This window comes from Aquabacterium sp. (assembly GCF_036279675.1).
GTDB lineage: Bacteria > Pseudomonadota > Gammaproteobacteria > Burkholderiales > Burkholderiaceae_C > Aquabacterium.
The window spans coordinates 1-14,435 of record NZ_DASUIS010000008.1 but is presented as its reverse complement, the minus strand read 5'-3'; the positions used below and the strand labels follow the sequence as shown (position 1 = coordinate 14,435).

Below are 14,435 nucleotides of genomic sequence, written 5' to 3'. Positions count from 1 at the left end.
CTTCTTCCTGGGCAAACCCATGCAGACAATGTTCAAGCAGCTTGGTTGGGTGTTCTGCCTGGCGTGTTCCATGCAGGCACTGGCACAGCAGGCACCGTCGCCGAGGCCCTGGCTGGCCGGCGCCTATGTACAGGCCGAAGTAGAGGCCTGGTCCAACGGCTTGCCGATCCTGGATCTGGATGGTGACTGGGGCCATGGTTATGAGCGTCGATCGGGTTCACAGCGGGCCTATGTGACGGGGCGGTTCGAGGCGGGTGCAGCCTTTCGTTGGCCTTTGCTTGAGACAGCCGAGCCCTGGCGCATGGGCGTGTTGATGCGTGCGGACGGCAGTGCCCGTGCTTCCGGCGAAGCCGCCCAGGTGCTCTATCACTACCAGAGCCGATCCAATCCCGATCAACCCGTGACCTACAACGTGGACACGGACACGGTCTACTGGCGCGGCAAAGGAGTGGCCTTGCACGCGCCAAGCCAATCATGGGGTGCGTTCAAGCTCGATATGGGCTGGGATCACATGACGTTGCAGCGCATGCGATCACTGCAGACCCAGGGTACGGTGAGCTACAACGCCGATGACAGCTACACCTACCAAGGCACGCTGCGTGATGACAATGCCACCGCGCACCAGCACTTCCTGGCACCACCTGCCGCCCGCGGGCAGGGCGATGCACTGTCCTTGAGCCTGTCATGGGCCAGGGCCGATGAGGTGGCTCGTTCGTCCATGGGGGCATGGATGCCCGACAAGTTCAAGCTCAAGATCGATGATGTCTGGTCCCGCTTGAGCTGGGCTGGCGTCAATGGTGATGACGCCGTTCTCAACAGCAACGTCGCTACGCGCACGCCGGATGGCTACATCGAATACCAGGCGGCCATCAATGGCCTCTATACGCGCCGCGGCCTGGTCGAGCGTATTCCGATGAGCACCCAGGTGCAGATGGCCTGGACGCGAAACAGCGGCGAGTGGACACTGCGTGTGAAGAGCCGCCTAGGTTTGATGCAGCAATGGCTGGGCTGGCAGCAAAAGGGGGCCGTCGCATGGCGTGTGGAGGCCGAGCCGGTGGCGGGGGCCTTGCGGCTGGGCGTGGACTGGGGCAGCTTGAGCGCCTCGGTCATGAGTGGTCGGCTCGACAACGGAACGCATGCACGTGGCGCTCAACTCGCCTGGGGGGCACCTATCTGACCTGAATCGACGCCGCCCGGAACCTGCGGGGCGCTCGAATGAGGGGCATGACGCCAGATGGCGTGCTCGGCAGTGTGAAAATGTTCACGAATCGTCGCGCTGCCTGGCTTCACTGCGGCGGTGGCATGAAACGTGGCCCCATCAGCCGCTCCAGTGCCACATCGATCACCAGGCTGCACACGCTGTAGAGCACCGAGCCCAGCAGCGCATGCCAGAAACCCTGAACCTGAAAGCCCTCCAGCATGTGCGAGGCCAGCTGGAAGGTGAAGGCGTTGATGACGAAGAGGAACAGCCCCATGGTCAGCACCGTGACCGGCAGGGTGAACAGGATGAGCAGGGGGCGGACAAAAGCATTGAGCAGGCCGATGACGAAGGCCGCCCACATGGCCGAGCCAAAACTCCGGATCTGAATGCCGGGATCCAGCTGCGTGAGCAGCACCAGTGCACAGGCCAGCAAGAGCCAGCGGATGATCAGTTTCATGGTGTTCAGCTTACCGCCGTTGCATGACGAATACGGTGTGAATGCGCGGTCATTTTGCCTTCAGATGTATTCAGATTCGGTCGATATGACCCGGACGTTGTCTCCGCTTTCAAAGCCTTAGTGCCCATGCGCGTGTTGATCGAGCGTTTCATCATCAGTTCCACCCCGGCATCGCGGGTGTTGCTGGCGGTGTTCGCGTCCGCGCCGTTTTTCGTGATCGAGTTGATCGGGCATGGCCTGGCGCTGGTCACCCCGGAAATCCGCAGCGGGCTCAACCCAGGCGTCATGTGGTTCCTGCAGGCGGTTTTCAGTCTGACGGTGATCATTGAAGTGGCTGTCGGGCTATGGCTGTGGCCAAGGCGTCAGCAGCACGATGCCGTGCCGCGCGCCACCTTGCTGGTCTGCCTGTCCATCGGGCTGGGCTATACCGTGGTCACGATCCTGGCTGGCACGTTTACCGCCGCACCCAATTTGATCCTGCTGGGTGTGCTGGCCATTGGCTTGCTGCTGTTCGAGCAGCGGCCCATGCTGATTTCCTACGTGGTGTGCGTGGCCTTACTGGCCTTCTACGATGTCGGTGTGGTCGCCCAGTGGTGGCCTTATGCCCCGGCGCTTACCCCGGAGGTCATGCAAGGGCGAGAGCCGGTGTGGTGGTTTGCCGCCTGGCGGCAGTTCGTCTTCGTGGTGGGCTATGTCGTGCTGCTGAGCTTGTTGCTGCTGCTGTTCGACCGCCTGGATCATCTGCACGCCAAATTGCGCCGCCTGTCCTACACCGATGGTTTGACCGGACTGGCGAATCGGCGCCGGGCCATGGAGGTGCTGCACAACGAGGTGGCGCGCCAGGCCAGAACCGGTCAGACGCTCGCACTGGTGCTGATCGATGCCGACCACTTCAAGCAGGTCAACGACCAACATGGCCATGACATGGGCGACAAGGTCTTGCGGGCCTTGGGCAAGTTGCTGATGTCCTGCGTGCGCAGCCCGACCGACGTGGCCTGCCGGCTGGGTGGCGAGGAGTTCGCCTTGATCCTGCCAGATACACGGCATGAACAGGTCGAAGCGGTGTGCAACCGGCTGCGCGAGCAGCTCGCCCTGCTGAGCTTTGGCGAGGGCGAGGCGGCCTTCAAGGTCACCCTCAGCATGGGCGTGGTGGAGGGCACGGGGCAGGATGCGGAGCAGCTGCTGCAGCAGGCCGATCACCAGTTGTACCGTGCCAAGTCGACCGGGCGTGACCGGGTCTGCATGGCCAACGCGGCGATGGGGGTGGCATGAAGCAGGCCTTCGCGCAGTGGTTGAGGCAGCTGGAGAGCCGCATCGTTGACCGGCAGGACAGTACCAGCGCCCTCGTGCTGGTCGAGGCCACCTTGCCGATTCTGCTGTTGATGTTCCTGCTGCAGCTGGTGGGGATCCACAGCGATGGCGTGCGTGTGCTGTACCGCCCGTCCTTGCTGGTGTTCTCCCTGTGGGCGCAAGGGGCCTTCATCGTCTGGTTGATGGGCATGGGCGTGATGGCCTGGCGCCATCGGCGAGACGCCCGCCCCATGCCGGCACTGGTGCAACTGACGGCGGTGCCGGCCATGCTGGGCGTGGTGCTGCTGTCGCTGGCCTACGGGCTCAAGGACACGCCCATGTCCATGGTGTTGCTGGCCCAGTTCGTGTTCGCGCGGGCCTTGTTTTCTCTGTACCAGCTGCGTTGGGCATTTTCCTTGAGCCTGCTGGCGGTGTTGATCGTCGAGGTCTGCATGGTGCAGGGCAGGTTGCCGTATGCGCCCTTGCTGTCGGAGCCGGTCTACATGGGGGGAGACCTGCACCCCTGGTGGGCCTTGTGGGTGCGGGTGGTGTTCTCGGCAGCCACCTTGCCGCTGTCGGGCATCCTGTTCTTTCTGGCCGCCACGCTGGTCCGCCATCGTCAAGCGCTCGAAACCCTGGTGCGCACGGACATGCTCACCGGCCTGGCCAATCGGCGCGAATTCATGACCCGGCTGGACCGTGAGGCCCACCGGCAGGCGCGCAGCAGTCGTCCTTTGTCGGTCGTGCTGTTCGACGTGGACCACTTCAAGCGCGTCAACGACACCTGGGGGCACCCCGTGGGTGACGAAGTTCTCACCAAGGTGGGGGAGATACTGCGTTCGCATACCCGTGAGCAGGTGGATACTGCTGCACGTTACGGCGGGGAAGAATTTGTCCTGCTGTTGCCAGAAACAGATTTATCGGGGGCCCAGCACGTGGCGGAGAAAATTTCGGCCCGTTTGCGCGAGCATGCGTTTGTTGTCAACGGTGAGACCTTCACGGTCACCCAGAGTGTCGGCATTGCCCAGGTTGTAGAGGGTGACACGGGGTGGGCGCTCAAGGTTGCAGACCGCAACCTCTATCAGGCCAAGCGTGAGGGGCGCGATCGCATCGTCGCGTCGGTCGCTTTCGCAGAAGGGTTCTCGCATGCCTGATGCGCATCGTCGTCAGGGTGGAGCGCCGGCATGAAGCTCAAGACTGTCTCCCGCGGGGCCTTCCTGATGGTGCAGGCCGCCTTGCTGGCCAACTTCGTCTTCCTGATGCTGATCCGCCAGGCTTATCTGTCCGCCGAGCAGGCGGTGCAGCGCCGCACGGACACCATGAAGCTGGTCTCGGGCCTGCAGCACGAAACCGCCTTGCTGCGTCGTCTGGTCAGCGCCTACACGGCCACGGCCGATCCGCGCTACCTGCTGTATTACTACGATGTGCTGGCGATCCGCGAAGGCAGCAAGCCGCCGCCTGCCGTGGACGATCCCAGCCTGTACTGGGAAGACGTGATTGCCGGGCGGCGCCCTCACAAACTGCCGGACAAACAGATCGGCGTATCGCTGATGGGGCGGCTGCAGGCGCTGGATGTCAGTGGTGACGAAGTGGATGCGCTCAAGCGCGTGCTGGCGGCCAGTGAGCGCCTGAAGAAGACCGAGCAGATTGCTTTTGCCGCCACGCAAGGCCTGTATGACCGTGCACATCAGACCTATGTGTCCGATGGCGAGCCTGACCTGAAGTTCGCAGGCGAGTTGGTGCACTCCCCCACTTACGAAGCCCAGTCGGCTGATCTGGCCCGGGCCGTGGCCAACCTCAGCCTGGCCACCGATGCCCGCACGGCCGCCGCACGCGTCCAGGCTGCCAGTCAGCTGGAGCACTACATCCTCATGACGCTGGGTGTGGACATGGCCTTGTTGCCCGCCATGCTGCTTGTGCTCTACGGCCTGCAAAGCCGCTTGTTTCAGCCCATCAAGCGGCTGGATCAGGTGGCACAACAACTGGCGCGCGGCAACTACGATGCCCGCGCCGGTGGGCGTCAACGTTGGGCCGAAGAGCTCGACACCCTGGCCATCACGCTCAACACCATGGCGCACGCCGTGCAGGACGATATCAACCAGCGTGCCCGTGTGCAGGCAGAACTGCGTGAAGCCCGCGATCAGGCCGAGGCGGCCACGCGCGCCAAGTCCATGTTCCTGGCCAACATGAGCCACGAGATCCGCACGCCCATGAACGCCATCCTGGGCATGAGCCACCTGGCCTTGCAGACGGATCTCGACGAGCAGCAGCGCGACTACCTCAACAAGGTGCAGTCTGCCTCGACCATGTTGCTCGGTGTGATCAACGACATCCTGGATTTTTCCAAGATCGAAGCGGGCAAGCTGGAACTGGAATCCGCGCCGTTCAGCATCGAGGATGTGGTGGGCAATGCCCTGACCATGCTGCGCCAGCGCGCGCAGGAGAAAGACATTGAACTGCTGTGCGCCTTCGAGGACCCCAGCCTGCTGGCAGACGCCGGCACTGTCTTTGGTGATGCCTTGCGCGTCGGCCAGGTGTTGACCAACCTCATCTCCAATGCCGTCAAGTTCACCCACTTCGGGCATGTCAAGCTGAGCGTGGGCCTGATCAGCCGCGTTGGCGAGCGCCTGATGCTGCGCTTCGAGGTGCGCGATACCGGCATCGGCATGAGCGAAGGTCAGGTGGACCGGCTCTTCCAGGAGTTCACGCAGGCAGACGGCTCGACCACTCGCAAATACGGTGGCACCGGGCTGGGCCTGAGCATCAGCAAGCGCCTGGCTCGGTTGATGGGTGGCGACATCGTCGTGGCCAGCAAGCTGGGCGCAGGCTCCTGCTTCACCTTCACGGTGCCACTGCGTCTGGCGGCATCCTCTTCTCAACATGTGCTGCCCAAGAGTGTGGACCGCATGCGCGTCCTCGTCATCGATGACCAGACCGAAACCTGCCAGACCTTGTCCGGCCTGCTCGGGGCATTGGGCATCGGGCAGGCCGATGGTGGCCTGGTGCGCGTGGTGCCCAGCGGTGAAGAAGGCGTACGCCTGGTGCAGCAGGCCCTGGAGGCGGGGCAGGCCTATGACCTGGTCCTGCTGGACTGGGTGATGCCGGGCCTGGGCGGTGCCCAGACCTTGACCACCTTGCGTGCCTGCCAACCCGAGCTCATGGTGGTGGTCATGTCAGCCTATGGCTCGGACAACCTGCGCGCTGAAGCCTTGAACGCCGGTGCGCACACCTTCCTGACCAAGCCCATCCTGCCCGAGGCTTTGCGCACCTTGCTGCACAGGGTCAAGGGCGATGCATCGGTTCCCTTGCAGCAGTCCCATCCTGCAGAAGAAGTGATCCGCCTGGATGGCTTGCGTGTTCTGGTGGTGGAAGACAACGCACTCAATCAGCAACTGGCCATCGAACTGCTGTCTCGCCGGGGGGCACGGGTTGAGGTGGCCGTCAACGGCATCGAGGCGCTGGAGCGGCTGCGGCAAGGCGGTGGTGCCGCTTGCGATGTGGTGCTCATGGACCTGCAGATGCCTGTCATGGATGGCTATGAAACCACGCGTGAAATACGTAACGATCCGTCTTTGAGCCATTTGCCCGTGATTGCCATGACAGCCCATGCCATGGCAGAGGAACGCGAACGTTGCCTGGCGCTGGGCATGGTCAACCACATCTCCAAGCCGCTGGACCCGCGCGCGCTGTACGCCGCGCTCGCACCGTTCTGCGGTCTGGCCGCCAAAGTCGTGGCCGATCCCTACCCGACGCGGCCGCATCGTGCACCGGACATGCCCCGTATTGAAGGGCTGGACGTCGAAACCGCCCTCAGCCGCTTTGAAGGGGATCTGCCGCTCTACCGCATCACGCTGAACGCTTTCGTGGACCACGCCGAGCATGTGCTGCACTGGTTGCCGGGTGCCTTGCAGCAGGCCGACTGGAGCGCGGTGGCCCGCGAGGCCCACACCCTCAAGGGCCTGGGCGGCACGATCGGCTCCAACGTTTTGCAGGGGTATGCCCGCGGATTGGAGGTGGCAGCCAGGTCTGAGGATGCAGCCGCGGTGCAACAAGCGGTCGCCGAGCTGGCGCAGGTCATGTCGCCCTTGGTCAAAACTCTGCAAAACTACCTGACCGAGATCGACGTTGCGTCAACCGCTCCTGCGCCGCTGGCGGCTCACGAAGCCAGCCCGCGGGACCTCGAGCTGGCTCAGCGCCTGAAGCAGCTGGCCGGCGAGTGCGACAGCGAGGCCTTGGCGCTCTGGCAGCAACACCGCAACGAGTTTGCAGCATGGTTGCCAGCCGTCACCACGGCCCGCCTGAATGCGGCCCTGGCGCGATGTGATTTCGACTCTGCTTTCGGGCTGCTGGATGAATTGGACCTGGAGGCCAAACCACAATGAGCGCTGACAAGGACCCGTTGCCCACTGTCCTGGTGGTGGACGACGCGCCCGCCAACCTGAGCCTGCTGGCCGGTCTGCTCAACAAGTCGTACCGCGTCAAGCTGGCGCCTTCGGGCGCCAAGGCGCTGGAACTGGCCCGTCGCGGCCTGCCGGATCTGATCCTGCTGGACGTGATGATGCCGGAGATGGATGGCTACGAAGTCTGCCGTCGGCTCAAGGCCGACCCGGTCACGCATCGCATCCCCGTGCTGTTCCTCACGGCCATGAGCCAGCCCGAAGACGAGGCGCGTGGCTTCGAAGTAGGTGCGGCCGACTTCATCCAGAAGCCCATCAGCCCGGCCATCGTGCAGGCCCGCGTACGCACGCATCTGCAGATCAAGGCCTATCAGGATCAGCTCGCGCGCCAGAACGTCTGGCTGCAATCCGAGCTGGAAAAGCGTCTGGCCCAGGTCGATCAACTGCGCGAAGCCACCTTGCATGTGATGGTGTCGTTTGCGGAATTCCGAGATGAGGAAACCGGCAACCACGTCAAGCGCACGCAGGAATACGTCCGTACGCTGGCCACACATTTGTTCGAGCAGGGCGCACATCTCGACGTGCTCAACCCCGAGAGCATCGACCACATCGCCAAGTCGGCGCCGCTGCACGACATCGGCAAAGTGGCCATTCCCGATCACATTCTCCTCAAGCCCGGGCGCCTGAATGACGAAGAGTTGGTGATCATGCGAGAACATGCCATGCACGGATGGGAAATGCTCAAACGTGCGGCCAGTCGCATGGGGGATGAAGACGGCTTTCTGCACCATGCCATGGACATCTCCCGTTACCACCACGAGAAATGGAACGGCAGCGGGTATCCCGACAAGCTGGCGGGCGATCAGATTCCTTTGTCGGCGCGCCTGATGGCCGTGGCCGACGTGTATGACGCCTTGATCAGTCGACGGCCCTACAAGGAGCCCATGAGCCATGAGCGTGCGGTCGCCTTCATCCATGAAGGATGTGGCACGCATTTTGATCCCGAGATCGTGCAAGCCTTTGATGACACGCTGGACCAGTTCGTGCGCATTGCCGCCACCTGGGCCGACGAATAGGAAGACACCTGCAATGAAGCGCTCACCCACCGTACGTGCCCTGGCTGCCATGTCGTTTGGCCTGTGCCTGAACGCCTGTCCGGTGGTGAGTCAGGCTGTAGAGTTCAGTACATCCGGCTTCGGCACCGTGGGCTACGCGGTTTCCGATCAGTCTTACAAGTACCAGCGTTTCATCGACGACCAGGGCACTTTCAAGCGCGACACGGTGCTCGGTGCGCAAGTGGATGCCAAGCTCAGCGCCGAGTGGTCGGCCACGGTCCAGGCCAAGGTGGCGCCTTCCTTGCACAACGACGACGACTGGTCGTTGACGGCCTCTTGGGCATTCGTGTCATGGCGCCCGGGCAACGACTGGCTGCTGCGCGTGGGCAAACAGCGCGTACCCATGTACCTCAACTCCGAGAACATGGACGTGGGGCAGACCTACGATTTCGCGCGCCTGCCTTTCGAGATGTACGGTCTGTCGCCGTCCAATGACTTCAAGGGGCTCTACGTTTCGCGCAACTGGCTGCCGGACGTGGGCGATGTCACGCTGGATGTGTTTCATGGTGAGGCCGATATCTCGGCTCGGGCCTACAGCCGTGATCTGGGCGCCATCTTCATGCCGGTGTGCTCCACCATCACGGGCTCTGTCCTGACCTTGAAGAAGGACACCTCGACCTGGCGGCTGGGCTTGCATCACACGGTGACCCGGCGACGTGATGGGCAGGACTTTCCCAGCCACTACGACTACGGTGATCTGGGCGGTGGCCTTTATGCCTACAACATCCTGGGGGCGAGCAAGACAAGCAGCATCGTCAACGATGTCGTGACCCTGGGTGCCGACATGGAGCTGGCACCGGATTGGCGACTGGTCAGCGAGTTTGCCCGCAACATCCAGAAGCGCACGGAGAACGGCGCCAATACGGCGGGCGGTTACGTGGCCGTGTTGCACAAGGTCGGTGCCTTCACACCCTATGTGAGCTACGCAAAGTTGCGGTCGATGGGCGTGTCGGTGCGTGTTGCCGAGGCACTCAATGGGGCGCAGTCGCCGTTTTACCCGGACGTGGTGAACATGTCTCAGCGCGCCGCCTCCGACGCCATCATGGTCTACGATCAGGACACGGTGGCGCTCGGTACCTCCTACGCCTTGACCGCACAGAGCAAGATCAAGGCGGAGTGGGCTCGAACCCGCATCGGCAACCGATCCGCGACCGTGGACTCACCCGCAGGTGAGGATGTGGTCAGACGTCAGCGCATCAATGTGCTGTCCCTCAACTACAGCTTTGTATTCTGAGGGGCCGGCCATGATGAACAAACGCATTCAAGGTCTGCTGCGATGGATCGGCCTGTTTCTGGTGATGATGTACCTCACACCCGCCATGGCTGGCGTGGTGGTGGTGGCGCACCCCAATGTGCACAAGCTGGATCAGGCCACCGTGCAGCGCATCTATACCGGCAAGGTCATCGAGGTGGGGGGCGTGACGGTATTGCCCGTCAACCTGCATGTGGGCCAGCCCTTGCGCCAGCGCTTCCTGGGCGATTACCTGCAGCAGACCGACGACGCCTACCTGGCCTACTGGACGGTTCGTCGCTATGTTGGCAAGGGCGTGCCGCCTCGCGAACTGTCCACCGTCGCCGAGGTCATCAGCTATGTGCAGGGCACGCCTGGCGCCGTGGCCTATCTGGATGAGGCCGACGTGCCACCAGGCATGAACGTGGTCTTGCGCAAGTGATGTGCCGGTGCCTGGGTGGGTTCAGGCAGTCAGCATCCTGTAGAGCAGCACCCACCAGATCAGCGAGATGACCACATTGCTGATCGCGAACAGCGCGAGGCGGTGCATCACGTTGTTGTAGCTCAGGTGCACGACCGAGTGCCCGATGCGCAAGGCCAGAAAAGCCCATGCCAGCCCCATGATCAGGCTGTCGACGTTGTTGCTCAGGAAAGCGGTGAAGCCGGCCACGTAAAACAGGACCGGCACCTCCAGCAGGTTCATGAAATTCCGATTGGGCAGGCGCACGGCATCAGGCACCCGCTCAGATTCGCCATAGCGAAAATCGTCCGCAGTGATATGCCCTTGTCGGCCTGCCTTGAAGCGCGCAAAGGGCACCAGCAGCAACACCTGCATGGTCCACAGGGCCAGGATGGCCATTGGCAGGAAAATCGGCGAATACGTGTGCATTTGCGTGCGCCTCCTCTGAATAGGGGTCCATTTTGGCGAGACAAGCATCTGGCCCGGGGCTACCATCGTAGCCAGATCATCTCACTGCGTTTGCCGGACACTTCGCCATGGGCGTAGACAAGTTGTTTTCCATTTTTGTGGCCGCGATCTGCGTGGTCATGCTGGTGCGTCTGGCCCTGGGTGATGCCCGTCGGGCGCGCCTGGACCGCGCTTTTCTGCAACTGTGGGCGCGTATTCGCCGCCAGGCGCTGCTGATCTGGCACTGGCGCAGCAGGCGCCGCTCGGCTGCCGAGGCCAAACAGGCTGCCCAGGACGTGATCAACAGAGTGCGTCACCGCGTTGAAAAAGAAGGCAATGTGATCACCCCCGAGGCGTTCAAGGAGCCTCGCAAACCTCACTGATCAGTCCGCTCAGGCCGCAGCCTGAGCCCGGCGCGAGGCCTTGCTGATGCCCTGGCCCACCATGCCCGCCGACATCACCCCCAGCACGAGCGTCAGCGCTGCGCCGTAAAACACCGTCTCGGGCGAACCCTGGTCCATCAAGGCGCCAAAAATCGGGGCCGCCAGCGCAAATCCCAGATCCAGGCCTGAGTAGACCGTGCCGTAGACGCGGCCCGTTGCCCCTGGGGGCGCTGCGCGCTTGATCAACATGTCGCGGGAGGGGCCGGCCAAACCGGTGCCAAAGCCAGCCAGTGCCACCACGGCCGCTGCCATCGTGCCGGGCAACACGCCCATGCCACCCAGCACGAGCAGGGCAGCCGCCAGCATCATGGCCAGCGCAATCGTGCGCTCCAGGCGCGCCACGCGGGCCACCAGGAAGCCGCCCAGCACCATCCCCACGGCGCCACAGATCATGTAGCCCGTCACCACAAAGGCGGTGGCGGAAATCGGCAAACCATACAGTTTGCTCAAGGCCGGGCTGGCAAAGCCCTGGATGGCGCTCAGTGCTGCCGTGCTGAAAAAGAAGAAGGAGAAACACAGCCAGACCGAAGGCAGCCTCAGGAAGGCCATCGGGTGCTCCTGAGGGGCGTGTGCGGCCTGAACATCCGGCGCGTGGGCCTGATGGTGGTCATCGATGGCCTGGCGATGGACGGCCAGCAAGGCGATCACGCCCAAACCCAGCAGCGCCGCACACAGATAGGCGATACGCCAGCTGCCACTGGCGTGGTGGATGCCAATCAGGAAGACCGGTGCGGCGGCCCAGCCCAGGTTGCCGCTGATGCCATGGATGGAAAACGCGTGGCCAAGTCGGGCCAGCGAAACGCGTTTGTTCAGGATCGTGAAATCTGCCGGATGGAAGGGTGCATTGCCCAGGCCCGCCAGTGCGGATGCCAGCATCAGCCCGCCATAGCCTTGCGCGGCTGCAGCCGTCAGTGCCGAGCCGACGAAACACCCCAGCGCCGCAAACAGCACGGGCCGGGCGCCGATGCGGTCCACCACGAACCCGGCCAGGGCCTGGCCCACGCCCGAAATCACGAAAAACAGGCTGACCAGCAAACCCATCTCGGCGTAACTCAGCCCGAAATCCCGCATGAAAACGGGGAAAAGCGGCGGCAGCAGCATGTGATGGAAGTGCGAGGTGCCGTGCGCGAGGCCGATCAGGCCGATCGTGGCGGCGTCCTGACTGGCTGCCGGGGCGTCAGGTGCGGCGGGCGATGTCGTCGAAAGCGTCATTTGTGTGACTGTGCCACACCCCCTGTTCCCGCGTCAGAAACAGGCCCCCAGGAATCGCTGGTGGTGGTAGGCTGGAGTGCCGCACCCGAACAGTTGTCCAGCGTGGTCCACTGCACCGGTGAGGCATGACGCCAAGGAGCGATTGATCATGCCCAGCCCTCTTTCCCCCTCGGACGAGTACGCGGTTTCTCGACCAGGCCATGCTCTCCCAGCATCCAGAGCCGATCTGCTGCGCACCATGTTGCCGCACACGATCGAATGCCTCAAATCCCGCCAGGCCAACCTGATCGGCGACGATCTGATCGAAGATTACGTGGCGCTGGACTGGCTGGAATGGGCCGGCGGCGGTCTGCGTCTGACCGAAGTCGGGCGCAATCTGTTCAGCGCCATGAACCGACGTTCCGGTTGATCGGTCGGATTTGGCGCAGGGGGCCGACGCCCCAGGGGCTAGCGGCATGACGAGCAGCGTGGTAAAATCGCACGTTTAAGTGCACAACCGTGCTTGCCTCTCGGAATCGTCCCAGATTGATGGAGTGAGGAAGGACGGCATCGTCTCTGTCTGTCCTCAAGCAAGCTTAGCAATCTGTTGGAGTTGGCCATGGCCAAGGAAGAACTCATCGAAATGAATGGCGTGGTGGACGAAGTTCTGCCAGATTCCCGTTTCCGCGTCACGCTGGAGAACGGCCACCAACTCGTGGCCTATTCGTCGGGCAAGATGAAGAAGAACCACATCCGCATCCTGGCGGGTGACAAGGTTTCTCTGGAACTCTCCCCGTACGACCTGACCAAGGGTCGCATCACCTTCCGTCACATCGAACGCACCGGCTATCAGCCGCCTGCCCGCAGCTCGCACTGAGTTGCCCTTGCGCAGCATCAATGAGGCCGCTGATAGCGGCCTTTTTGTCGTCTGCGCCCGGCATCGGGGCATGGTGATGATTCGCCCCCTGGCGCCACACTGATCCTGTTGATGTTGTTCAGTCAACGAGGAGTAAGTAATGAGCAGTACGACGACGAAGACCGTGGCCAAAGCTGTGTTGGCCTCTATGGCAGCCTTGACGAATCTCACCGCACATGCCTTTGGATTTGAGTGTGTGACTGGTTCTGTGGTGCCTGGCGCCAGCGCGGCAGGTTGCACGACCGAAGGTACGTCCCTGGCCAGTTGGGACCTCACCGGCAGTGTTCTGACGATTCGCAATACGGCAGGACTTGGCATTGGCTCGGTGATCACGGGCATCAGCTTCGACGCTATCGCAGGTCAGACCGTGTCGCTCTCGGCGCTGCAGGGGCCTGGCGTGCTCTACACCACTGGCGGTGGCGCCAATCTGCCAGCCAGCCTTGGCTGGAGCGTGGATTTCGATTTCTCACCTGACAAGCACCCCACAAGCAATGGCATCAACGCAGGTGAGTCGCTGGCTTTTGATTTGAGCGGTGTCTCCTTGACTGACGTGCGCAGCGGCGCGTTCAAGTTCGGTGTGCACATCCAGGCCTTGACGGGTGACCGCAGTGAAAAGCTGATCAACATGACGCCGGCCGTGCCTGAACCCGAGAGCTATGCCATGGTGCTGGCTGGCGTGGTGATCGTGGGTGGGGTGTTGAGGCGCAGGCAGCTTCAGCCTTGAGTGGTTTCGCTGGCGGGCGTCGGTAGCGATTGGATTGCTGCGACGTTTCTGCTGCTGGCTATTGGAGAGCGATGGGTGTTTGCCTGTCGCTCTTTTCGTCTGTGCTGGTGACTGTTTGTTGTTTCGTTACGTGAGCGGATGGGTTGCGGCCGGGCTCCGAAAACCAGGTCGTTGGGTCGTTCGCAGTATGGGTGGCACGGCTATTGGGGGGGGCGTCCGCTCCAAAGCCAGGCACCGATCTGCAGGCGGTTGGTGGACTCCATACAATGCCGACACCTACAAAATACCAGGAGTGAAGGTGATGCGTGCCTTGTTTGCGGCCATCAACCCATTGACGATGATGGCAGCTCTGGTCGTCACGCTGACAGCCTGCGCGCAGGACCAGGCGGGTAAGCCAGAATCGAAGCCCTTGGACGGGGTGGCTCAGGCCTTGGTTGCACGTATCAAAAAGCAGTTGGTGCACTTGCCTGGTGGAACGTTTGAGATGGGCGACTGGGGCAATGAACAAGGCCTGCCGTATGACGCGGAGCCCGATTCAAAGCCCTTGCATACGGTGACGCTGG

The 14,435-nt window shown here is 62.6% G+C and carries 15 protein-coding genes; 12 read left to right on the top strand and 3 right to left on the bottom strand.

Annotated features, from left to right (window positions below):
• Positions 1–70: 70 nt before the first annotated feature.
• On the top strand, positions 71–1,177 hold the full coding sequence (locus VFW93_RS00920; protein WP_329692113.1) for a hypothetical protein: 1,107 nt from the start codon (positions 71–73) through the stop codon (positions 1,175–1,177).
• Between the two features lie 109 nt (positions 1,178–1,286).
• Here the strand turns inward: VFW93_RS00920 and VFW93_RS00915 are convergent, their stop codons facing one another.
• Positions 1,287–1,658 (bottom strand): phage holin family protein, encoded by a 372-nt coding sequence (locus tag VFW93_RS00915; protein ID WP_329692112.1) that lies wholly within the window; start codon positions 1,656–1,658, stop codon positions 1,287–1,289.
• 126 nt (positions 1,659–1,784) lie between these two features.
• Between VFW93_RS00915 and VFW93_RS00910 the strand changes: the two genes are divergently transcribed.
• Genes VFW93_RS00910 through VFW93_RS00885 form a run of 6 tightly spaced genes read left to right on the top strand, consistent with a single transcriptional unit; the run spans position 1,785 to position 10,133 of the window.
• Positions 1,785–2,930 (top strand): GGDEF domain-containing protein, encoded by a 1,146-nt coding sequence (locus VFW93_RS00910; RefSeq protein ID WP_329692111.1) that lies wholly within the window; start codon positions 1,785–1,787, stop codon positions 2,928–2,930.
• Complete coding sequence (locus VFW93_RS00905; protein ID WP_329692110.1) at positions 2,927–4,102, top strand: GGDEF domain-containing protein; 1,176 nt, start codon at positions 2,927–2,929, stop codon at positions 4,100–4,102. Before VFW93_RS00910 ends, VFW93_RS00905 begins: the two co-directional genes overlap by 4 nt.
• A 30-nt stretch (positions 4,103–4,132) precedes the next feature.
• Positions 4,133–7,330, top strand: coding sequence for a response regulator (locus tag VFW93_RS00900; RefSeq protein WP_329692109.1), 3,198 nt, complete (start codon positions 4,133–4,135; stop codon positions 7,328–7,330).
• Entirely contained in the window at positions 7,327–8,421 is a 1,095-nt protein-coding gene (locus VFW93_RS00895; RefSeq protein WP_329692108.1) for a two-component system response regulator, read from the top strand. Before VFW93_RS00900 ends, VFW93_RS00895 begins: the two co-directional genes overlap by 4 nt.
• 13 nt (positions 8,422–8,434) lie before the next feature.
• Positions 8,435–9,694, top strand: a complete 1,260-nt coding sequence (locus tag VFW93_RS00890) for a hypothetical protein (RefSeq protein WP_329692107.1) — start codon at positions 8,435–8,437, stop codon at positions 9,692–9,694.
• A 10-nt stretch (positions 9,695–9,704) separates the two neighbouring features.
• A complete protein-coding gene (locus VFW93_RS00885; protein ID WP_329692106.1) occupies positions 9,705–10,133 on the top strand; it encodes a hypothetical protein in 429 nt (142 codons plus the stop codon).
• 21 nt (positions 10,134–10,154) lie between these two features.
• Here VFW93_RS00885 and VFW93_RS00880 read toward each other — a convergent pair whose 3' ends face one another.
• Positions 10,155–10,580 (bottom strand): MAPEG family protein, encoded by a 426-nt coding sequence (locus VFW93_RS00880; RefSeq protein WP_329692105.1) that lies wholly within the window; start codon positions 10,578–10,580, stop codon positions 10,155–10,157.
• Positions 10,581–10,687: 107 nt separating this feature from the next.
• Between VFW93_RS00880 and VFW93_RS00875 the strand changes: the two genes are divergently transcribed.
• Positions 10,688–10,981, top strand: coding sequence for a hypothetical protein (locus VFW93_RS00875; RefSeq protein WP_329692104.1), 294 nt, complete (start codon positions 10,688–10,690; stop codon positions 10,979–10,981).
• A gap of 9 nt (positions 10,982–10,990) precedes the next feature.
• On the opposite strand, the gene VFW93_RS00870 is transcribed toward VFW93_RS00875, so the two are convergent.
• A complete protein-coding gene (locus VFW93_RS00870; RefSeq protein WP_329692103.1) occupies positions 10,991–12,253 on the bottom strand; it encodes an MFS transporter in 1,263 nt (420 codons plus the stop codon).
• Between the two features lie 148 nt (positions 12,254–12,401).
• Here VFW93_RS00870 and VFW93_RS00865 point away from each other — a divergent pair, with 148 nt between their 5' ends.
• The 4 genes from VFW93_RS00865 to VFW93_RS00850 all read left to right on the top strand — a co-directional run.
• Entirely contained in the window at positions 12,402–12,662 is a 261-nt protein-coding gene (locus VFW93_RS00865) for a hypothetical protein (RefSeq protein WP_290673351.1), read from the top strand.
• Between the two features lie 189 nt (positions 12,663–12,851).
• Positions 12,852–13,109 (top strand): translation initiation factor IF-1, encoded by a 258-nt coding sequence (gene infA, locus VFW93_RS00860; protein WP_290673349.1) that lies wholly within the window; start codon positions 12,852–12,854, stop codon positions 13,107–13,109.
• A 235-nt stretch (positions 13,110–13,344) separates the two neighbouring features.
• Positions 13,345–13,872 (top strand): PEP-CTERM sorting domain-containing protein, encoded by a 528-nt coding sequence (locus VFW93_RS00855; RefSeq protein WP_329692102.1) that lies wholly within the window; start codon positions 13,345–13,347, stop codon positions 13,870–13,872.
• 301 nt (positions 13,873–14,173) lie between these two features.
• Positions 14,174–14,435, top strand: a 262-nt coding sequence (locus tag VFW93_RS00850) for a hypothetical protein (RefSeq protein ID WP_329692101.1), incomplete at its 3' end; no start/stop codon positions are given.